Here is a 19,683-nt window from a genome sequence, read left to right as displayed (position 1 = left end):
TCAGCCAGCGACTTCGGCCAGCAGGGCGGCGTTGCCGCCTGCGGCTGTCGTGTCGATGCAGACATGGCGTTCATGGGTCACATGCGCCTTGTCCGGCATTGTCGTGACCAGTGCCGTGATCGGCCCGTCGCGCTGCGTCAACGCCTTGGCATAGGCGCGGGCGCGATCCTCGTCCCCCCACCACAACACGCAGGCCAGATCGGACAGCAGCGTCAGGGTCTCGGGCGTGATTTCGCCCCGTGCAGTGACTGGTTGGCCACCCAGCGCCCTGACCGCCGCGGCCTGGGCGTCCGCCATGTCCTGCCCCGGACCCATGCACAGCACCGGGCCGCGCGGGTGCGTTGACCAGCGGTTCGATTCGCCGGTCGGTCCGGGCATGTCGCGCGGTTCGGATGACGCACCTTCCGGTGCATCCGCCAACGCCTGTTCCAGCCGTTTGACGTTGTCCTCGGTCGTCCAGCCACCGCCCAGTGCGGCACCCGGCGCAGCGGTGCTGAAACGCGGCAGATACAGCGGGCCGCCGGCCTTGGGGCCGGTGCCGGAAAGGCCCTCGCCACCAAATGGTTGAGACCCGACAATCGCACCGATCTGGTCGCGGTTCACGTAGATGTTGCCGCAGTGGACGCTGTTGACGATCGTCTCGACCCGGTCGTCGATCCGCGTGTGCAGGCCGAATGTCAGGCCGTAGCCCGTGGCATTCACCGCATCGACAACCCGTGACAGGTCGCGTGCATTGAACCGGACTACATGCAGGACCGGGCCAAAGATTTCGCGTTCCAGATCGGCGATACTGTCCAGCGCGATGATGGTCGGTGCCACGAAATGACCCTGCGCCGGGATCGGCAACTGGTGGATCACGCGGCCCTCGGCTGCGGCCTTGGCGATATGGTCGTCGATACCGGCCTTGGCAGCGGCGTCGATCACCGGGCCGATGTCGTTTGACAACGACCAGGGATCACCCAGCGTCAGTGCGTTCATCGCGCCCTTGAGCATGTCGATCAGCTTGTCCGCCACATCCTCTTGGACATAGAGGCAGCGCAGTGCGGAACAGCGCTGCCCGGCAGACCGGAAGGCCCCGTTGATGATGTCGCGGACGGCGTGTTCCGGCAGGGCTGTGCTGTCGGTGATCATCGCGTTCAGACCGCCGGTTTCCGCGATGAGCGGTGTGCCGGGCATGCAGTGTTCGGCCATGGCGGATGCAATCTTGCGCGCGGTGGCGGTCGATCCGGTAAAGGCCACGCCCTTGATCCGGCGATCGGATGTCACGGCGGCACCGACGTCGCCACCGCCTGGCAACAGCTGCACGGCGCTGGCGGGCACGCCCGCCTTGTGCATCAGGTCAACCGCCAGTTTTGCGACAACCGGCGTCTGTTCCGCCGGTTTGGCCAGCACGGCGTTACCGGCCGCAAGGGCCGCGGCGATCTGGCCCGTAAAAATCGCCAGCGGGAAATTCCACGGGCTGATGCAGGTCCAGATCCCGCGCGGGGTGGCCTGTGTCTGGTCCAGTGATTGCGCGGCGTAGTAGCGCAGGAAATCGACCGCTTCGCGCAGTTCGGCCACGCAATCGGGCAGGGCCTTGCCCGCCTCGCGGGTCAATGCGGCAAACAGCACGCCGTAATGGTCCTCGAACGCGTCGGCCACGTCGTTGAGGATGCGCGCGCGTTCCTGCACCGGCACATCCCAGGTGGCGGCCGCATCCAGGGCCACGGCAACATCATCCGGGGTCGCATGGGCAATCTGGCCCACCAGATCCCCCGAGATCGCGGGGTTGTAGCGTTCGACAACCTCGCGGGTGGTATCGGTTTCGCCGGCGATGATCGGCTCGACCGTCCAGACGGCCGTGCGATAGGTATCGCGTGCGGCCGCAATCTGGCGCAGCGTCGGGATATGCGTCAGGTCGAACCCCTTGGAATTCAGGCGTTCCGGCTGAAACAGGTCGGGACCAGCGTGCAGGTCGGGCACCTTGTTGATGTTTTCGAACGGATCGGCGGCAACAACTTCGGGCGGGACGTCCTCGTCCACGATCTGGTTCACGAACGAACTGTTGGCCCCATTTTCCAGCAGACGCCGGACCAGATAGGCCAGCAGATCCTCGTGTGCACCCACGGGGGCATAGATGCGGCAACGGGTGCCGCGCTCCTTGAGCACGATGGTATGAAGCGTTTCGCCCATGCCGTGCAGGCGCTGGAATTCGAAATCATCGGTGCCGCGGCCCATCGTATCCGCGATGTCGAGGATCGCGGCAACGGTATGCGCGTTGTGGGTGGCGAACTGGGGATAGATGCGGTCGGTCATGCCCAGCAGCTTGCGCGCGTTGACCATGTAGCTGACATCGGTGTGCGATTTCGCGGTGAACACCGGGAAACCATCAATACCCATGACCTGGGCGCGTTTGATTTCGGCGTCCCAATAGGCCCCCTTGACCAGACGCACCATGATCTTGCGGTTCAGGCGTTCGGCCATCGCGTGCAGATAATCCAGCACCATGCCGGCGCGCAGGCCGTAGGCCTGCACCACGACGCCAAACCCGTCCCAGCCGTCCAGCGACGGTTCCGACAGGACCTCTTCGATCACATCCAGCGACAGTGACAGGCGGTCGGCCTCTTCGGCGTCGATATTGAACCCCATGCCCGCCGCCTTGGCGAGAATGGCGAGGGACCGCACGCGGGGGACCAGTTCGGCCATGACGCGGTCGCGGTGCGCCTCCTCGTAGCGGGGGTGCAGGGCGGACAGCTTGACCGAGATGCCGGGGTTTTCCGCAACGGAATCCTGCGTGCAATGTTTCGCGATGGCGGAAATCGCACGCGAATAGGACAGCTGATAGGCGCGCGCGTCCTTGTCGGTGCGTGCGGCCTCGCCCAGCATGTCGTAGGAATAGGTGAACCCCTTGGCTTGCATGCCGTCGGCGCGTTTCATCGCCTTTTCGATGGTTTCGCCCAGCACGAACTGGCGACCCATCTCGCGCATCGCGCGGCCCACGGCCGTCCGGATCACGGGTTCGCCCAGACGTTTGACGGCACCACGCAGGTGCCGGGTGATACCGGGCTTTTCATCGTCCAGCACGCGGCCCGTCAGCATCAGTGCCCAGGTCGATGCGTTCACCAGGCTGGATGCGGAATGACCCAGATGCTTGCCCCAGTCGGATGGTGCGATCTTGTCCTCAATCAGGGCGTCGATCGTGATGCTGTCGGGCACGCGCAGCAGTGCCTCGGCCAGACACATCAGGGCGATGCCCTCGTCGGTGGACAGACCATATTCGGCCAGGAACACTTCCATCAGGCCGGGTTCAGAGCTGTTTCGAATCTGGCGCACCAGATCGGCACCATTCCGGACGATCCGGGCGCGGTCCGCGTCGGTCAGTTCCGATTGACTGACAAGGTCAGCCACCACCGCACGTTCGTCGGCGTAGATGCCAGCCTCGATTTGTTCGCGCAGGGTATTGTGAATATCACGGGGCATAGCACTCTCCGATTTTGAATACGGACCACTGTATCAACTTGCCGCTAGTCTATCTGACCTCTATCATATTGTTGCGGGGTCAGATGGCCCGCATTTTAGGGGAATTTATGCCGAATTCGACTGGTGACCTGGACCGATTCGACGCAAAGATTCTGGACGTGCTGGCGGTTGACGGGCGCATCAGTGTCACCGCCCTGGCCGAGCGGATCGGCCTGTCCAAATCACCAACCCAGGCGCGCCTGCGCAAGCTGGAAGCGGATGGAGTCATCCGGGGCTACCGGGCGCTGTTTGACCCGATTGCACTGGGAAGAGACCACGTATCATTTGTCGAGGTCAAGTTGTCCGACACGCGAGAGGCGGCCCTGCGGGCGTTCAACGATGCCGTGCTGGCGATCCCCCAGATCGAACAATGTCACATGATTGCCGGATCATACGATTACCTGCTGAAGGTGCGGACGCAGGGCATGACGGATTACCGTGCGGTGCTTGCATCCTTTATCTCGACCTTGCCGAACGTGTCGGGCACCTCGACCTATGTTGCGATGCAGGCGGTCAAGGAAGAGGGCGTGTCGCCCGTGCCGCCGTCAAGCTGACGGTTGCGTGACTTGACGGGTGCGGTCATCCGCCCAAGACTGTCGGCATGATCAGAACCCTTTGTCTTAGCTTGGTGTTGTCCGCCGGGCCTGCCGTGGCGCAGGATGCATGTCCTGCGGTACCCGATCACGCGGCAGAAATGGCGCAGGCGATCACGCAGATGCAGCGGGCGCAGACAGCGGCAGAGGCGCAGCGTTCTGCGTCCGCACTGTGGTCCTATTGGCTGGACGCGCCGGACAGTCACGCGCAGGCGCTGCTGGATGCGGGAATGACCCGGCGTGATCTGGGCGATTTCGCCGGCGCGATCGGTTTTTTCGACGATCTGGTCAACTACTGCCCCGCCTATGCAGAGGGTTATAACCAGCGGGCATTGTCATATTTCCTGCAACGCGATTTTGCGGCGTCGCTGGCGGATCTGGACCGCGCGCTGAACCTGTTGCCCAACCACGTCGCAGCCCTGTCCGGCAAGGCGTTGACGCTGTTCGGGCTGGGGCGCGACGCAGAAGGTCAGGCCACGTTGCGCGCCGCCGTGGAGATGAATCCGTGGTTGCAGGAACGCCGGTTGCTGGACGAACCGCCCGGCACCGACATCTGACGCTTGTCCGCGCGGGCGTGCCGCATTACCAACGCCGCGTGCCCCCGTGGTGGAATGGTAGACACCGGAGACTTAAAATCTCCTGACCTTTTGGTCGTGCCGGTTCGAGTCCGGCCGGGGGCACCACGACGTGACATTCGCTCAGTCGTCATCCAGCAGAATGCGTGCGGCGTTGCCCTGCGCGTCGTCGTATTGATCGGTTCGAATCGTCCACAGGAACGCGGCCAGGCCGCAGGCCCCGAGGATCAGCGAGACGGGGATCAGGATCACAAGGACATTCATTTGACGAACCGCATGCGCTGGGCGTTCAACAGAACGGTGATGGATGACACGCTCATCGCCAGTGCGGCGGCCAGCGGCGTGGCATAGCCCAAGAGCGCCACAGGCACCGCGATCCAGTTGTACAGCGCCGCAATCGCGAAATTCTGCTGCGACAGGTGGCGGGTCATGCGGGCGACCCGGATCAGCAGAGGCAGATCGGCGAAGCTTTCCTTGAGGATGACGACATCAGCCGCGTTGCGCGATGCATCAAGAGCCGTGGATGGCGCAAGCGAGGCATGCGCCGAGGCCAGTGCCGCGGTGTCGTTCAACCCGTCGCCCACCATCAGGACGTGTCGGCCCTGCTGATCCAGCTGGCGCAGTCGATCCAGCTTGTCCTGCGGTCTGGCATCGGCCGTGAAACCGATGCCCAGACGATCCGCCATGTCACGCGCCGGGGCAGGGCCGTCGCCGGTCAGCATTTCACAGTTCAGGTCCATCCCCGCGATGGCAGAGGCGACACCGTCGCGCAGCCGTTCGGTCGTTTGCAGACAGATGGCAGGGGCGGTTCCGATCCGGAACCCTAGTCCGCGGAACGGTGCATTCAGCCATGATCCACGCCCCAATGCGACAGGCACACCGTCGTGCAGGGCCTGCACGCCGTTGCCCACATCCTCGGTCACATCATCGAGGGATGCCGCCCGGACGCCGTCCAGTTCCGACAGCAGCGCGCGCGACCAGGTGTGGCTGGAGGCCTGCGCCAATCCTGCGACGACGGCACGCTGGCTGGCGTCCAGCCCTGTCACGTCGACATGCGCAGGCAGGGTCAGCGTGCCGGTCTTGTCGAATACCACGTGGTCCACCTCTGCCAGACGTTCGAGGGCCGTGGCGTGTTTGACCAGAAACCCCCTGCTGTAGAGCCTGCTGATCGCGCTCGTGCTGACGGCTGGTACGGCAAGGCCCAGTGCACAGGGGCAGGTGATGATCAGCACAGCGATGGCGACATTCAGCGCGTGACGCAGGTCGCCGTCGTAGGCCACCCACCCGATGAATGCGAACAACGCCAGCAGGTGCACGGCAGGTGCATAGATCCGGGCGGCACGGTCGGCCAGACTGGTGTAGCGATTGCGCCCGTTTTCAGCCGTTTCAACCAATGCCGCCATGCGCCGCAGGCTGGTGTCGGTGCCATCGACAGTGGCCACCAGACGGAATGGCGCGGCAAGGTTCACCTCGCCCGCTTGCAGGTGATCGCCCCTCGCGGTTTCTGCCGCTTCGCTCTCGCCGGTCAACAACGACCGGTCCAGCAGGGCCGTTTCGCTGGACAATGTGCCATCCACGGGGACGCGTTCGCCGGTCGGCACGACGACGATATCGCCCGCCCGGATGTCCGCCACTGGGGTCGTCATGGCCAGACCGTTGATCAGCACCTGCGCGCTATGCACCTCGAGTGCGGTCAGTTCCTTGGCGGCGGATCGCGCGGCGGTCCGGGTCTGGTGATCCAGATAACGCCCGATCAGCAAAAAGAACGTCAAGGAAATGGCCGCATCGAAATAGGCGTGCCTGCCGCCGTTGAGAACCTCGAACAGGGACATGCCTGCCGCCAGCAGGATGGCCAGCGAGATGGGCACATCCATGTTCAACCGACCAACCCGCAAGGCGGACATGGCGTTGATGAAAAACGGTTGGGCCGCGTAGGCGACAGTCGGCAGCGCAATCAGCGCCGAGATCAGGTGAAACAGGTCGCGGGTGGCATCCTGCGCACCCGACCAGACGGCAACCGACAGCAGCATGACGTTCATCATGGCAAAGCCCGCGACCGCAAGCCGGATCAAGAGCGCGCGGCCCACGTTGTCCTGTGCCGCAGCCAGTGCCTGAAGATCGAGCGGATAGGCCTCGAACCCGAGTGATTTCAGCGCGTCCAGCGCGCGGGCAGGATCGACGGGTCCCGTGATCGACACCCGTTTCAGCGACAAGTTCACCCGGACATCCGCAACGCCGTTCAGGGTGGCCAGTCCGCGCTCGATCTTGCCGATACAGGCGGCGCAATGAATCGTCGGCACCGAAAACATCAGCGCGGGTCCGGTGGCGGCGGCGCTGGTTGCGGGGATGCCGGCGCAGGCGGGGCAGGCGGCGGTCATGACGGCACCTGCACGATGACCCGCTGCTGGAACAATGTCCCGTCAGCAGCCCGTGCCCGCAGCCGCAGGTTCCAGTTGCCGACCCCTGCATCGACCGGTGCGCGGAACACGTCACCGTCAAAGACGAAAACGGGCGTCTGGTCGGCGGCCACCATCGTGGCGCGGCCAAAAATGGCGGTTTCGATCACGGGGGCGACAGCCTGTCCGTCTTGGCGGATCGCAAGGACCAGTTCGTCGCCCTCCAGTCGGGCGGCAACATCCCATCCCAGCGCCTGTTGGGCCGTGCGGTCGGCGTCGAACGACTGGCTGGCGACATAGGAATTCTTGACCTCCAGCCCCGGAAACGTCCGCACCGCGTTGAACGCGAGCGTCAGATTGACCGAGATGATGACCCCGAATGCGAGAACAAAGATGCCGAGGACATGCCATCCTTTGACTTCGGTCATTGGCTTTCCTTTCCGTTGAATGTCGTGGCTTGGCTGGTGCGTTCGCCGCTGCCCAGGTCTTCGACCCAGAACCGCAGGTCCGTGACGGCGCGACTGGCAGCAGAGGCCTGCGGGTCGGCCGTGACATAGACCCGTTGCAGGACCGTTGTGTCGGCGGGAACGGTGACGGTATCGGTGTTGTCCTGACCTTGGAGGGCGATCTGCAAGGCCGCGTCGCTGGTCAGGCTGAGCTGAAGTTGCGCGTCCTCGCCCTGCTTGTTGCGCAGGCGCACGTCATAGATGTTGCGGATCGCGCCATCGGACTGGACCACGTAGGTCGGGTTGCGGACGGCCGCGACGGTCAGTTCGATATCCGACCGGACGAACAGCGCATAGACCAGCCCGATGCCCATGCTGGCCCAGACCGCCGTATACAGCAGCGTGCGCGGACGCAGGACATGCCGCCAGACCGATTTGACCGGCTGGCCCGCGCGTTCGGCGGATTCGTCGGTCAGTGCCATGTAGCCGATCAGGCCACGCGGTTTGCCGATCCGGTCCATCACGTCGTCGCAGGCATCGATGCACAGCGCGCAGGTGATGCATTCCATCTGCTGACCGTTGCGAATGTCGATTCCGGCAGGGCAGACGTTCACGCAGGCCATGCAGTCGATGCAATCGCCGGTGTCGGCGTCACGTTTCTTGCCGCGCGGTTCGCCGCGCCAGTCGCGATAGGCCACGGTGATCGTATCGGGGTCCATCATCGCGGCCTGGATGCGCGGCCAGGGGCACATGTAGTTGCAGACCTGTTCGCGCATGAACCCGCCAAACACAAAGGTGGTCGCCGTCAGGATGGCGATCGTGACATAGGCCACGGGATGCGCTGTGAATTGCACCAGATCGCGGGCCAATGTGGGTGCATCGGTAAAATAGAACACCCATGCCCCGCCCGTCGCGAGGCCGATCAACAGCCAGACCGTCCATTTCGTCAGGCGCAGACGCCATTTGTGCAGATCCCACTTCGCGCGGTGCAGGCGGACGCGTGCGTTGCGGTCGCCCTCAATCCAGCGTTCCACGAGGATGAACAGATCGGTCCAGACCGTTTGGGGGCAGGTATATCCGCACCAGACCCGGCCCAGTGCCGATGTGAACAAAAACAGGCCCAGCCCGGCCATGATCAGCAGCCCTGCGACGAAATAGAATTCGTGGGGCCAGATCTCGATCCAGAAAAAATAGAACCGGCGGTTTGCCATATCCACCAGCACCGCCTGATCGGGCATGTTCGGGCCGCGATCCCATCTGATCCAGGGGGTCAGGTAGTAGATGCCCAGCGTCACGGCCATGATCCACCATTTCAGTTGGCGGAACCTGCCAGAGACGCGGCGCGGAAAGATCGGTTCGCGCGGGGCGTATAGTTGTGTTTCGGACATCGAGGGTCTCCTGTTCGCGAGACCTGTCTAGGATGTCGGTGCAGGTCGTGCCTTGATCTGTGTCAAACACCATCTGCAAATGCCCCAAGGCGGCATGTTTTGCGAACAGGGCCGCCTTGGGGTTGCGGGCCGGGAGGTGACCCGCGGTCTGCCTACTCTCCGCCTCCCAGGGCATGCACGTAGACAGCAACGGCGCGCACGTCTTCTTCGCTCAGGCGTTGGCCCCAGGCGGGCATGACGCCGAAACGCGCGTTGGTCACCGTTTCGGTCAGTGCCGCGCGGTCCCCACCATAAAGCCAGATCGCATCCGCTAGGTTTGGCGCACCCAGATCACGGTTGCCGCCTGCGTCGTTGCCGTGGCATGCAGCGCAATTGTCCATGAACAGACCCTCACCGGCCTGCGCGAGCGATGCGTCAAAATCGCTGTTGCCAAGGCTGGTGACGTATTCGACCACCGCGGCGATTTCGTCATCATCGAAAATCTCGCCATAGGCGGGCATCTGCGAATACCGCGCGTCCCAGTCGGTGTCGTTGCGGATACCGTGACGGATAGAATAGGCGATCGCCTCTTGATCACCGCCCCACAGCCAGTCGTTGTCCAGCAGGTTGGGGAATCCGGTCGTGCCGGCCGCACCCTGGCCGTGACACTGGCTGCACTGGGCGCGGAACACGGCCCCGCCGCGTGCGACCGCATAGCGGTGCAGGTCATCCGTCGGGGGCAGTTCGGTCAGGTCAGCGGCATTCAAGGCAGCGACCAGATCGGCATTCTCTGCCTCGTGGACGGCGATGTCCTGCGCCACCTCGGTGCGGGTGGCGAAACCCAGAACACCTGACGTCGCACCCGAGATCATCGGCCATGCGGGATAGGCGATCGTATAGCCGACCCCCCAGACGATACAGGCGTAAAACGTCCACAGCCACCACCGCGGCAGCGGGTTGTTCAGCTCCTTGATCCCGTCCCATTCGTGGCCGGTTGTCCCGACGCCGGTTTCATGGTCGATCTGTTCGTCAGTCATGGAATTTGTCCTTCCATTCGTGGCCGCATTTGCAGGCTGCGCAGTCATTCGTGCAGGATTTTTCCGGCGTATCATTGCGAAAGGGGATCATGCTGGCGTCCTCGCGGGCGTGGCTGAGTCCGGGCCAAAAGGCCCAGACGGCCGCCCCTGCAAAAAAGGCAAACATGGCCAGCAGCACCCAGCTGTCCGCCAGTTCGCGCAAGAAAGAATAAGTGTCCATCGCGGCCTCCTATCGGCTGGCATCGGGGGTAAAGGTCGAGAAATCGACCAATGTGCCCAGCATTTGCAGATACGCGATCAGCGCATCCATTTCGGTCAGGGCGGACTGTCCGTCAAAGTTGGACACGACCGCACCGGGATAGCGTTCGACCAGCGCGTCCCAGTCACCGTCCGGATCGGCCTGCACGCGAAAATCCGCGCTGGCATGGGCGATCTGATCGTCGGTATAGGGCACGCCCACGAAACGGTGGGTGCGCAACAGGTCCTCGATGTATTCCCCGCTGATCGCAGTTTCCGACAGGAACGCGTATTTTGGCATCACGCTTTCGGGGACGACGGACTGCGGGTCCTTCAGGTGGGCCACGTGCCAGTCGTCCGAATAGCGCCCGCCGACACGGGCGAGGTCCGGTCCGGTGCGTTTCGATCCCCATTGGAACGGGTGGTCGTACATCGATTCCGCGGCCAGCGAATAGTGGCCGTAGCGTTCGACCTCGTCACGCATCGGGCGGATCATCTGGCTGTGGCAGACATAGCATCCCTCGCGGATGTAGATGTCGCGGCCCGCCAGTTCGAGCGGCGCATAGGGACGCATCCCCTCGACCTCTTCGATAGTGTTTTCCAGCCAGAACAGCGGTGCGATTTCCACGATGCCGCCGACGGTCACCACAAGCAGCGAACTGACCAGCAGTAGCGTCGGGCTGCGTTCTAGGATGGCGTGTTTGTCCAGGATTCCCATGTTTTTTTCCTTATTCCGCTGGGGTTGCTTGGGGCAGGGCGGCCCGCGCCGGTGCGGCCCCGCGGATGGTCATCCACATGTTCCAGCACATGATCAGCGCCCCTGCGAGGAACATCACACCGCCCATTCCACGCACCACATACATCGGGAATTTCGCGGAAACCGTGTCGGCAAAGCTGTTGACCAGGAACCCTTGGTCATCGACCTCGCGCCACATCAGGCCTTCCATGATGCCAGAGATCCACATGGATGCGGCGTAGAGAACGATGCCCAGCGTCGCGAGCCAGAAGTGCCAGTTGATCGCCGACATCGAATGCATTTCCTTGCGGCCCCACAGGCGCGGCGTGAGGAAATAGATGCAGGCAAAGGTGATCATGCCGTTCCAGCCCAGGGCACCCGAATGCACGTGGCCGATGGTCCAGTCGGTGTAATGCGACAGGCTGTTGACCGCGCGGATCGACATCATCGGACCCTCGAAGGTGGACATCCCGTAGAACCCGAGGCTCAGGACGAACATCCGCAGGATCGGGTCGGTGCGCAGCTTGTCCCAGGCCCCTTGCAGGGTCATCAGGCCGTTGATCATGCCGCCCCAGCTGGGCATCCACAAAACGATCGAGAACACCATGCCCAGCGTCGACGCCCAGTCGGGAAGGGCCGTGTAGTGCAGGTGGTGCGGGCCGGCCCAGATGTAGAGAAAGATCAGCGCCCAGAAGTGGATGATCGACAGCTTGTAGCTATAGATGGGGCGGTTCGCCTGCTTTGGCACAAAGTAGTACATCATCCCCAGGAAACCGGCCGTCAAAAAGAACCCGACCGCGTTGTGGCCATACCACCACTGGGTCATCGCATCCTGCACACCGCTGAAGATCTGCACGGATTTGCTGCCCCAGATACTGACCGGGACGGACAGGTTGTTCACCACGTGCAGCATGGCGACCGTGATGATAAAGGCGAGAAAGAACCAGTTCGCCACGTAGATGTGGCGTTCCTTGCGGCGAAAGATCGTGCCGAGGAACACGGCCAGGTAGGTCAGCCAGACAAGCGTCAGCCAGATGTCCACATACCATTCGGGTTCGGCGTATTCCTTGGATTGCGTGGCCCCCAGCAGATAGCCGGTTGCGGCCAGAACGATGAACAGCTGATAGCCCCAAAAGACGAACCAATGCGCCTTGCCGCCCCATAGCCGTGCGCCGCTGGTGCGCTGCACGACGTAGAACGATGTAGCGATCAGGGCGTTTCCGCCGAATGCGAAAATCACCGCACTGGTGTGCAGCGGACGCAGGCGGCCAAAGTTCGTGAACGGCTGGCCCCAGTCAAAATTCAGCGCCGGAAAGGCCAGCTGGAATGCGATGAACGTGCCCACCAGAAAACCGGCAATCCCCCAAAAGGCCGTCGCGATGACCCCAGCACGGATGACGCCATCGGCATAGCGATGGATATCGACCGCGGGTTTGGGTTCGTCCGTCTGGCGCAAGATCCAGAAGAACAGGCCCGCGGCAATGACCATGATCAGGACGGCGTGGACCTGATAGGCCAGGTCATGCGCCCAGTTTGCGCCGATTGCGGCGATAAGCGTGATCAGCGCAAGTATGATGAGTTTGACGTAGTCCATTGTGTTCCCTTGCAATCATGCGAGCACGCAAGAGCTGCCCGTTTTCGCAAGGTCGGTATGGACAAGGTGGTGGCGGGTTTCCTTGATCTGGATCAAAACCCGCGAAAAGCTTTAGTCGATCATGCCGCCGTCTGCATCGTCGCCGGTTGCATTGTGCAGGGCCGCCATGTCGACGACCGTGAACGTCTTGCGATCCCCAAAAGAGATCACGCCTTCTTTTTTCAGGCTGTTGAACTGGCGGCTGACCGTTTCCAGCGTCAGGCCGAGGTAATTGGCGATCTGGTCACGGGTCATCGGCATGTTGAACTGGTCGGGGCCCGCAGCCTGTTCATCCGTATGGGTGCGCCGGACGAACATCTGGATAAAGGTCGCGATTTTTTCACGTGCGGTCTTGCGGCCCAGCAACAGCATCCAGTCCCGCGCGGCATCCAGCTCGTCCAGCGCCAGTTCCATCAGGCGCTGTGCGACATGCGGCGTGTCATCGACCAGTTTCTCGAAGGGTTTCCGTTCGAAACAGCACAGGGTCACATCGGTGGTCGCGGTCACATCGAAATCGATCTGTCCGCGCCCGGGGCGCCCGATGAAATCAGACGGCAGCAGCAGGCCCACCATTTGCGTGCGCCCGTCCTCCAGTGTCTTGGACAATGCGGCGACGCCCTGAACGACCGACGCGACAAAAACCAGATCGTCCCCACGCCACAGGATCGGTTGCCCGGCCTTGAACGTCTTGTAGGTTTTCATGCCCTCCAGCTGCGACAGCTCGTCATCGTCGCAGCGCGCGCAGACGGCACGGTGACGAATGGGGCATTCAGCGCAGCGTACTGCGGCGGTCAGGGCAATTTGCATCAGGTTGATCTGGATCAAAGAATTTGGCTGGGACCACCCTATGACATTCAACCATGGAAAATCTAGACCTCCTCACCCGTTACGGTTTGTTCGACGCCAAGGTGCCGCGCTACACCAGCTATCCGCCGGCGAACCATTTTCAAACCGACGTGGGTTTGCAGGCCCAGCGGGGCTGGCTGTCAGCCGTGCCCGATGGCAGCGAAATCTCGGTCTACATCCACATTCCGTTTTGCAGGCGATTGTGCTGGTTCTGCGCCTGCCGGACCCAGGGCACCAAGACGCTGGACCCGGTTGCGGGCTATATCACGCAGCTGGTCCGGGAAATCGGGACCGTTGCTGCTGCCTTGCCCGGCGGCGTGCGCATGTCGCGACTGCATCTGGGGGGCGGGACGCCGACGATCCTGTCGCCGCACCTGATGAAACGGTTGCTGGCGGCGGTGTTCGGGGAATTCACCCCTGCCGGAGATTTCGAGTTTTCGGTCGAGATCGACCCGACCGATGCAGCACCCGATCTGCTGGCCGTGTTGTCGGATCATGGGTTGAACCGTGCCAGCATCGGGGTGCAGGATTTTGACCCGGTGGTGCAGGGGGCCATTGGCCGGCAGCAATCCTTTGCCCAGACGCGCGATGTGGTCGACTGGCTGCGTGATGCGGGTGTGCCCAGCCTGAACCTGGACCTGCTGTACGGCTTGCCACATCAGACTGCCGCGACATTCGGCGACACGATCGAACGTGTTCTGTCGCTGGAACCTGACAGACTTGCGATCTATGGCTATGCCCATGTGCCCTGGATGTCCAAGCGGCAGGTGATGATCCGGGCCGCTGATCTGCCGGACCCGTTGATGCGCCTGTCGCTGTCAGAACAGGCCAGAACCCGGTTCGAGGAGATGGGGTTCCAGTCCATCGGTATCGACCATTTTGCACGACCCGACGATCCGCTGGCATTGGCCGATGCGGCGGGCGTGCTGCGGCGCAATTTTCAGGGCTATACCGATGATGCCAGCCCCACGCTGATCGGGTTCGGTGCCTCTGCGATTTCACGGTTTGCGCAGGGCTATGTGCAGAATGCGGTTGCCACCTCGGCCTATCACGGGCGGATCGAGGAGACGGGGTTCGCAGGCAGCAAGGGGTTTGCGCTGACGCCCCGGGATCGTCTGATCGCCACGATGATCGAGGACCTGATGTGCCGGTTCCGGATCGATCTGCAAAGGCTGCACGCCAGTTTCCCCGACAGATGGTCGCAGATCGAGACCTATATCGCCGGGCTCATGAAACGGTTTCCAGACGTGCTGGAACGTCGTTGCAACGTCGTCACGCTGCGGCCAGAGGCACGGATGCTGGTGCGGATCATCGCCCACGACATCGACGGGTTCCGCGCCGATCTGGTCGCGCATTCCGTCGCCGTCTGACGGGGGGCACGATGACACCCCGCCTTTCGTGATCGCACCCGCAGGGGACAGACCCGCATGACACAGAATGCAAAGTTACCGCCCGCCATACGACCGGTCACCTGGTCCGATTTCATGGCCAGCCTTGCGCTGGGCGTGAAGGATTTTCGGTCAGCCCTGTGGATCGACCTGTGCCTCGCCTGTGTCTTTGTTCTGGCCGGGCTGGGCATGGCGGTCGTCACGGTGATGACCGGGCAGACGTTCTGGCTGGTGCTGGCGGTGCTGGGGTTTCCGATGGTGGGTACATTGGCTGCCGTCGGATTTTACGAGGTCAGCAGACAGCGCAGCCGCGGCGTGCGACCCGGCCTGCGGCAGGTCGCTGGCCTGATCTGGAATGCCCGGATTGGTCAGATACCCTGGCTTGCCGCGATCGTGGTGGTGATCTTCTTGTTCTGGTTTTTCATCGGACACATGATTTTTGCCCTGTTTCTGGGACTTGCGCCGATGACGAACATTTCGACGTCACTCGCCGTTTTTCTGACGCCCCCGGGTTTGACCATGATCGCGGTCGGCACGGTGGTTGGGGCGATGTTTTCCGGGCTGGTCCTTGCGCTGAGTGTGCACGCGATGCCGATGCTGCTGGACCGGGATGTGGATTTCATAACTGCGATGCTGCGGTCGCTGTCTGCCGTTCTGGAACAGCCGGTGGCCTATCTGGTCTGGGGCGCGTTTATCGGTGTCGTGACCCTGCTATCGGCGCTGCCGGTTTTTCTGGGCCTGTTCGTGACGATGCCCGTTCTGGGGCATGCGTCGTGGCATCTCTACCGGCGGCTTGTGACCGACTCTTAGGCTGTCGCGAGGAACCGTTCGGTCGGGTTGCAGAACTCCATCGACACATCGAGATAGGCGTTCAGCGCCGTATGCATCATCCGGTCCGAGGGTTCGGCCGTGTTCAGTTCGGTGGTCAGAAAATCACGCACCAGCGCGGCCGCCTGACCTAATGTCGTCAGCCCCAGCGACTCGGCAGAGCCGTGAACGTCGGACAGGATCGCCAATGCGTCACGATAGGCCTTGGCCTCGAACAGCACTTCGAGGGCATCGTGCCGCGCATAATAGTTCTGGATAAAGCGTTGCTGCATCCGACCCATGTAAACGGGGTTCACTGTCGTCTGTGTCATTGCGCAATCCTCATTCTTTCGGCGGCTGAGGACATGTCTGGTCGGTGACTGGGGCGACAGTGTGATCCGATACGGGCAATTCAGAGGTTAATAAGGCATCCCGACATAGTTCTCGGAAAACACGGTCTGCGCATTGACCGAAGCCTGCAGGTTCCGCAATTCGCTGTCCTGGATCGCCTGATCAAAGGGTTCCTGCCCGGGAAAACGGTGCATGGTCGTCGTGAACCACCAGCTGAACCGGATCGCGTTCCACACCCTTTTGAGCGCGGTCTGGGAATAGGTCTCGATCCCGTGGTCGTCCCCGTCCCGGTAGTGACTGGTCAGCGCCTCGAACAGATAGTGCACGTCGGAGACGGCCAGATTCAGCCCCTTGGCCCCTGTGGGGGGCACGATATGGGCCGCGTCCCCGACCAGAAACAGTCGCCCCCATTTCATCGGGTCAGCCACATAGGACCGCAGCGGCGCGATGGATTTTTCAATGGTCGGCCCGGTGATCAGCGCCTCGGCGGAATCGTGCGGCAGTCGTCTGCGGAATTCATCCCAGAACGCGTCGTCAGTCCATTTGTCCAAGGGGTCATCGACGGGTGCCTGAATATAATAGCGGCTGCGCGTCGGGCTGCGCATCGAGGCCAGTGCAAAGCCGCGCGGATGGTTGGCATAGATCAGTTCGTGACTGACAGGAGGCAGATCGGCCATGACGCCCAGCCAGCCAAAGGGATAGACCCGTTCGTATTCTGTCAGAACATCCTTTGGGATGGCCTGCCGCGAGGGCCCGTGAAACCCGTCGCATCCCGCAACATAGTCGCAATCGATCCGGTGTGTCGTGCCGTCCTTGACGTAGGTGACATGGGGCGCGTCGGTATCAAGATCATGCAATTCGACCCCGTCAAGGTCGTGGATCACGATTCCACCCGCCTTTTCGCGGGCATCATAGAGGTCGCGTGTCACTTCGGTCTGGCCATAGACCAGCACCTGTTTGCCGATCAGCGCGTCGAAATCGATGCGAAATCCGGTGTTCTGCACAGCAAGGTAAGTGCCGGTGTGGGGCAACCCTTCGGCGTGGGCGCGGGTGGCGATCCCGGCCTTTTCCAACATGCCGACGGTGCCGGATTCCAGCACGCCTGCGCGGATGCGCGACAGCACATAGTCACGGCTGCGCCGTTCCAGCACGACAGTATCGATCCCGGCCCGGTCCAGCAGTTGCGACAACAGCAGACCGGACGGCCCGCCACCAATGATACAAACCTGCGTGCGCATGATAGACACCTCCCCTGACTGGCTGGCACAATACGTTCATGCAGCGGCCATATCTGGCAGAATCGGGGCTTATACTTGACCAATACAATCAAACTGCCCGATTATGCATTGTTTGGCGAGCGTGCGATTTTCCCCGACGTTCTGCATGTCGAGGCCATCGTGGACCGCGCCGCACAGCACGGTTGGCGCATTGCCAGCCACCGGCATCCCGGTCTTTTGCAGGTGCTCTACGTCCAGCAAGGCGAGGCGAAACTGCATCTGGCGGATGGGTCGGACAGGCTGACGCCACCGGTCGTGGTCGTACTGCCGCCGAATGCCGTGCATGGCTTTACCTTTGCTGCCGGGACCGTCGGGGTCGTCGTGTCCATTCCCACGACACTGCTGGACGACAGCGCCCTGCAGGTGGACCGCGTCCAGCAACGTGCGGCGACCGCGCGCATCACGGGGCTGATTGATATCCTGCAGGACCGGCATGCGGACGCGGATGGTCCCCGTGATCCCAGTTTGCGCGCGCTCGCCGCGGCGTTGATCTGGGAATGTGCCGAAGCAACACCAGCCCCGGGCAACACCGCGGATCTGTTTACACGTTTCGAGGTGGCCGTGCGCAATCACGCCACCCAAGGATGGGGTGTTGCTGATTACGCCCGCAGTCTGGGCGCGTCGACCTCCAGTCTGAACAGGGTCGTGCGCGCCCGCGCCCAGACCTCTGTCATGGGGGCTGTGATGGGCTACCGGCTGGAACTGGCGTGCAAACGGCTGGCCTATACGCGCCAGCCGGTCACCGTGATCGCCTATGATCTGGGGTTTTCGGACCCCACACATTTTGCCCGTGCATTTCGCAAGGGGATCGGCTGCACCCCGCGCGCCTATCGCAAGCGGTTTGAGGGCTAGGCGTGGTCAGGTCGTGACATCGGGGCCCGACTTGCCTGTGCGGGCGCGGATTCCGGCGATGTCTTCGGCCGCCAGAATGATCCAGCGCAATGCGTCCTGCGGGTCCTGATCGAAATTCGCAGGATCGGTTTCCAGCGATTCCAGATACAGCCGGATCGTGGCCCCCGATGTGCCTGTGCCCGACAACCGGATCACGAAACGCGCACCACCGTCGAACAGGACACGGATACCCTGCTGTGCGCTGACCGATCCGTCCACCGGATCGTGATAGGCATAATCGTCGGCGTCGCTGACGCGGTGCCCCTGAATGGTCTGGCCGACCAGCCCATCGAACCTGCTGCGCAGATCGTCCATCATCGTGTTGGCGATGTCACTGTCCACGGCCTCGTAGTCGTGGCGGGAATAGTAGTTGCGCCCGTAGCTTTGCCAGTGGTCATGCATGATTTCGGCCACGCTCATCTGGCGTTTGGCCAGGATGTTCAGCCACATCAGGATCGCCCACAGACCGTCCTTTTCGCGCACATGGTCGGATCCGGTGCCGAATGATTCCTCGCCACACAGCGACACGCGGCCGTCATCCATCAGGTTGCCAAAGAATTTCCAGCCTGTCGGGGTTTCAAAGCAGGCCAGCCCCATTTTTTCCGCGACACGGTCAACGGCGGCAGAGGTCGGCATGGACCGCGCGACCCCCTTGAGGCCCGCGGCATAGCCCTTGGCCAGATGCGCATTGGCCGCGAGAACAGCCAGGCTGTCGGATGGGCTGACGTAGATGTTGGGGCCAACGACCATGTTGCGGTCGCCATCGCCGTCGCTGGCGGCCCCGAAATCGGGCGCGTCAGGACCGTTCATGGTGTCCATCAGCTCGTGCGCCCACGTCGGGTTGGGGTCCGGGTGCATGCCGCCGAAATCGGGCAGGGGGGTGCCATGCACCACGCTGCCCGGTGCGGCCCCCAGACGGTTTTCAAGGATCTCATGACCATAAGGGCCGGTGATCGCGCACATGGCGTCGAACTGGATGCGGAACCCACCCGCAAACATCGCGCGTATCGCATCGAAATCGAACAGGGTTTCCATCAGCGCCGCATAATCGGCCACCGGATCAACGACGGTGATTTTCATTCCCGCCAGTTCCGTGTCACCCACCGTGCTCAGGTCCACGTCCTGTGCCGTGACGATGTGGTATTCCTGAATGGTCCGGGTGCGTTCGAACATCGCATTGGTGACGGATTCAGGGGCAGGGCCACCGTTGGCCATGTTGAACTTGACGCCGAAATCCTCGTCCTCGCCGCCGGGGTTGTGGCTGGCGGACATGATGATGCCACCGTCGGTCTTGTTCAGGCGGATCAGATGGCTGGCCGCAGGGGTCGACAGCAGCGCATCGCGCCCGACGATGACATGGGCTGCACCATTGGCAGCCGCCATGCGCAGGATCACCTGTGCGGCGCGTTCATTGAAAAAACGCCCGTCACCGCCCAGCACAAAGGTTTTGCCCCTGGCACCGCCGATCCCGTCGAAGATGCTCTGGACAAAGTTCTCTAGGAAATGCGGCTGCATGAAAACGCGGGTTTTCTTGCGCAGGCCAGAGGTTCCGGGCTTTTGCCCGTCGATGGGTGTCGTTGCAACGGTGTTCATGGGGTCCTCCTG

General features: G+C 62.5%; 18 protein-coding genes and 1 tRNA gene. 6 read left to right on the top strand and 13 right to left on the bottom strand.

Translation table 11 applies throughout. The annotated features are described in order from the left end of the window. Entirely contained in the window at positions 1-3,459 is a 3,459-nt protein-coding gene (gene putA / locus AN189_RS14745) for a bifunctional proline dehydrogenase/L-glutamate gamma-semialdehyde dehydrogenase PutA (protein ID WP_056037422.1), read from the bottom strand. A 107-nt stretch (positions 3,460-3,566) separates the two neighbouring features. On the opposite strand from putA, the gene AN189_RS14740 reads away from it, so the two are divergent. The 3 genes from AN189_RS14740 (at position 3,567) to AN189_RS14730 (ending at position 4,774) form a co-directional block, all read left to right on the top strand. Next, complete coding sequence (locus AN189_RS14740; RefSeq protein WP_056037419.1) at positions 3,567-4,052, top strand: Lrp/AsnC family transcriptional regulator; 486 nt, start codon at positions 3,567-3,569, stop codon at positions 4,050-4,052. Between the two features lie 47 nt (positions 4,053-4,099). After that, a complete protein-coding gene (locus tag AN189_RS14735; protein ID WP_253279636.1) occupies positions 4,100-4,648 on the top strand; it encodes a tetratricopeptide repeat protein in 549 nt (182 codons plus the stop codon). A 40-nt stretch (positions 4,649-4,688) separates the two neighbouring features. Continuing rightward, a tRNA-Leu gene (locus AN189_RS14730) sits at positions 4,689-4,774 on the top strand. Between the two features lie 15 nt (positions 4,775-4,789). On the opposite strand, the gene ccoS is transcribed toward AN189_RS14730, so the two are convergent. From ccoS to fnrL, 9 genes are all read right to left on the bottom strand, one after another. Continuing rightward, complete coding sequence (gene ccoS, locus AN189_RS14725; protein ID WP_056037410.1) at positions 4,790-4,930, bottom strand: cbb3-type cytochrome oxidase assembly protein CcoS; 141 nt, start codon at positions 4,928-4,930, stop codon at positions 4,790-4,792. Continuing rightward, positions 4,927-7,044 carry a heavy metal translocating P-type ATPase gene (locus tag AN189_RS14720; protein WP_056037407.1) on the bottom strand — a complete coding sequence of 706 codons (2,118 nt, stop codon included), beginning with the start codon at positions 7,042-7,044 and terminating at the stop codon, positions 4,927-4,929. Before AN189_RS14720 ends, ccoS begins: the two co-directional genes overlap by 4 nt. Further along, positions 7,041-7,490, bottom strand: coding sequence for a FixH family protein (locus tag AN189_RS14715; protein WP_056037404.1), 450 nt, complete (start codon positions 7,488-7,490; stop codon positions 7,041-7,043). Before AN189_RS14715 ends, AN189_RS14720 begins: the two co-directional genes overlap by 4 nt. Beyond that, entirely contained in the window at positions 7,487-8,896 is a 1,410-nt protein-coding gene (ccoG, locus tag AN189_RS14710) for a cytochrome c oxidase accessory protein CcoG (RefSeq protein ID WP_056037399.1), read from the bottom strand. Before ccoG ends, AN189_RS14715 begins: the two co-directional genes overlap by 4 nt. A gap of 152 nt (positions 8,897-9,048) precedes the next feature. Beyond that, a complete protein-coding gene (ccoP, locus tag AN189_RS14705) occupies positions 9,049-9,912 on the bottom strand; it encodes a cytochrome-c oxidase, cbb3-type subunit III (protein ID WP_056037396.1) in 864 nt (287 codons plus the stop codon). Beyond that, on the bottom strand, positions 9,905-10,132 hold the full coding sequence (locus AN189_RS14700; RefSeq protein WP_083484438.1) for a CcoQ/FixQ family Cbb3-type cytochrome c oxidase assembly chaperone: 228 nt from the start codon (positions 10,130-10,132) through the stop codon (positions 9,905-9,907). Before AN189_RS14700 ends, ccoP begins: the two co-directional genes overlap by 8 nt. Positions 10,133-10,141: 9 nt before the next feature. Continuing rightward, positions 10,142-10,867, bottom strand: a complete 726-nt coding sequence (gene ccoO / locus AN189_RS14695) for a cytochrome-c oxidase, cbb3-type subunit II (protein ID WP_056037392.1) — start codon at positions 10,865-10,867, stop codon at positions 10,142-10,144. A 10-nt stretch (positions 10,868-10,877) separates the two neighbouring features. Beyond that, positions 10,878-12,479, bottom strand: coding sequence for a cytochrome-c oxidase, cbb3-type subunit I (ccoN, locus tag AN189_RS14690; RefSeq protein ID WP_056037390.1), 1,602 nt, complete (start codon positions 12,477-12,479; stop codon positions 10,878-10,880). 111 nt (positions 12,480-12,590) lie between these two features. Then, a complete protein-coding gene (gene fnrL / locus AN189_RS14685; RefSeq protein WP_056037550.1) occupies positions 12,591-13,325 on the bottom strand; it encodes a transcriptional regulator FnrL in 735 nt (244 codons plus the stop codon). A gap of 53 nt (positions 13,326-13,378) precedes the next feature. Here fnrL and hemN point away from each other — a divergent pair, with 53 nt between their 5' ends. Together hemN and AN189_RS14675 are read left to right on the top strand one after the other, a co-directional pair. Further along, positions 13,379-14,734 (top strand): oxygen-independent coproporphyrinogen III oxidase, encoded by a 1,356-nt coding sequence (gene hemN, locus AN189_RS14680; RefSeq protein WP_056037387.1) that lies wholly within the window; start codon positions 13,379-13,381, stop codon positions 14,732-14,734. Positions 14,735-14,791: 57 nt separating this feature from the next. Then, positions 14,792-15,562, top strand: coding sequence for a DUF2189 domain-containing protein (locus tag AN189_RS14675; RefSeq protein WP_056037385.1), 771 nt, complete (start codon positions 14,792-14,794; stop codon positions 15,560-15,562). On the opposite strand, the gene AN189_RS14670 is transcribed toward AN189_RS14675, so the two are convergent. Beyond that, positions 15,559-15,891, bottom strand: a complete 333-nt coding sequence (locus tag AN189_RS14670) for an Hpt domain-containing protein (RefSeq protein ID WP_056037382.1) — start codon at positions 15,889-15,891, stop codon at positions 15,559-15,561. The genes AN189_RS14675 and AN189_RS14670 overlap by 4 nt on opposite strands. Positions 15,892-15,978: 87 nt before the next feature. Next, positions 15,979-17,148 carry a 4-hydroxybenzoate 3-monooxygenase gene (pobA, locus tag AN189_RS14665; protein WP_056037380.1) on the bottom strand — a complete coding sequence of 390 codons (1,170 nt, stop codon included), beginning with the start codon at positions 17,146-17,148 and terminating at the stop codon, positions 15,979-15,981. 75 nt (positions 17,149-17,223) lie between these two features. Between pobA and AN189_RS14660 the strand changes: the two genes are divergently transcribed. Then, positions 17,224-18,039 (top strand): AraC family transcriptional regulator, encoded by an 816-nt coding sequence (locus AN189_RS14660; RefSeq protein WP_056037376.1) that lies wholly within the window; start codon positions 17,224-17,226, stop codon positions 18,037-18,039. Positions 18,040-18,045: 6 nt separating this feature from the next. Here the strand turns inward: AN189_RS14660 and AN189_RS14655 are convergent, their stop codons facing one another. Next, positions 18,046-19,671, bottom strand: coding sequence for an alpha-D-glucose phosphate-specific phosphoglucomutase (locus AN189_RS14655; RefSeq protein ID WP_056037372.1), 1,626 nt, complete (start codon positions 19,669-19,671; stop codon positions 18,046-18,048). Positions 19,672-19,683 lie beyond the last annotated feature (12 nt).

Origin of the sequence: Loktanella sp. 3ANDIMAR09 (genome assembly GCF_001420005.1) — a bacterium.
In the GTDB taxonomy this organism is placed as follows: domain Bacteria; phylum Pseudomonadota; class Alphaproteobacteria; order Rhodobacterales; family Rhodobacteraceae; genus Loktanella.
Note: the sequence above shows the minus strand (reverse complement) of the source record. Positions and strands in the feature narration are given on the sequence as shown.

What these genes read in the sequence shown, in the direction of transcription:
- putA (WP_056037422.1), bottom strand. Translation starts at nt 3,459, where the DNA reads ATGCCCCGTGATATTCACAATACCCTGCGCGAACAAATCGAGGCTGGC.
- AN189_RS14740 (WP_056037419.1), top strand. Translation starts at nt 3,567, where the DNA reads ATGCCGAATTCGACTGGTGACCTGGACCGATTCGACGCAAAGATTCTG.
- AN189_RS14735 (WP_253279636.1), top strand. Translation starts at nt 4,100, where the DNA reads ATGATCAGAACCCTTTGTCTTAGCTTGGTGTTGTCCGCCGGGCCTGCC.
- ccoS (WP_056037410.1), bottom strand. Translation starts at nt 4,930, where the DNA reads ATGAATGTCCTTGTGATCCTGATCCCCGTCTCGCTGATCCTCGGGGCC.
- AN189_RS14720 (WP_056037407.1), bottom strand. Translation starts at nt 7,044, where the DNA reads ATGACCGCCGCCTGCCCCGCCTGCGCCGGCATCCCCGCAACCAGCGCC.
- AN189_RS14715 (WP_056037404.1), bottom strand. Translation starts at nt 7,490, where the DNA reads ATGACCGAAGTCAAAGGATGGCATGTCCTCGGCATCTTTGTTCTCGCA.
- ccoG (WP_056037399.1), bottom strand. Translation starts at nt 8,896, where the DNA reads ATGTCCGAAACACAACTATACGCCCCGCGCGAACCGATCTTTCCGCGC.
- ccoP (WP_056037396.1), bottom strand. Translation starts at nt 9,912, where the DNA reads ATGACTGACGAACAGATCGACCATGAAACCGGCGTCGGGACAACCGGC.
- AN189_RS14700 (WP_083484438.1), bottom strand. Translation starts at nt 10,132, where the DNA reads ATGGACACTTATTCTTTCTTGCGCGAACTGGCGGACAGCTGGGTGCTG.
- ccoO (WP_056037392.1), bottom strand. Translation starts at nt 10,867, where the DNA reads ATGGGAATCCTGGACAAACACGCCATCCTAGAACGCAGCCCGACGCTA.
- ccoN (WP_056037390.1), bottom strand. Translation starts at nt 12,479, where the DNA reads ATGGACTACGTCAAACTCATCATACTTGCGCTGATCACGCTTATCGCC.
- fnrL (WP_056037550.1), bottom strand. Translation starts at nt 13,325, where the DNA reads ATGCAAATTGCCCTGACCGCCGCAGTACGCTGCGCTGAATGCCCCATT.
- hemN (WP_056037387.1), top strand. Translation starts at nt 13,379, where the DNA reads ATGGAAAATCTAGACCTCCTCACCCGTTACGGTTTGTTCGACGCCAAG.
- AN189_RS14675 (WP_056037385.1), top strand. Translation starts at nt 14,792, where the DNA reads ATGACACAGAATGCAAAGTTACCGCCCGCCATACGACCGGTCACCTGG.
- AN189_RS14670 (WP_056037382.1), bottom strand. Translation starts at nt 15,891, where the DNA reads ATGACACAGACGACAGTGAACCCCGTTTACATGGGTCGGATGCAGCAA.
- pobA (WP_056037380.1), bottom strand. Translation starts at nt 17,148, where the DNA reads ATGCGCACGCAGGTTTGTATCATTGGTGGCGGGCCGTCCGGTCTGCTG.
- AN189_RS14655 (WP_056037372.1), bottom strand. Translation starts at nt 19,671, where the DNA reads ATGAACACCGTTGCAACGACACCCATCGACGGGCAAAAGCCCGGAACC.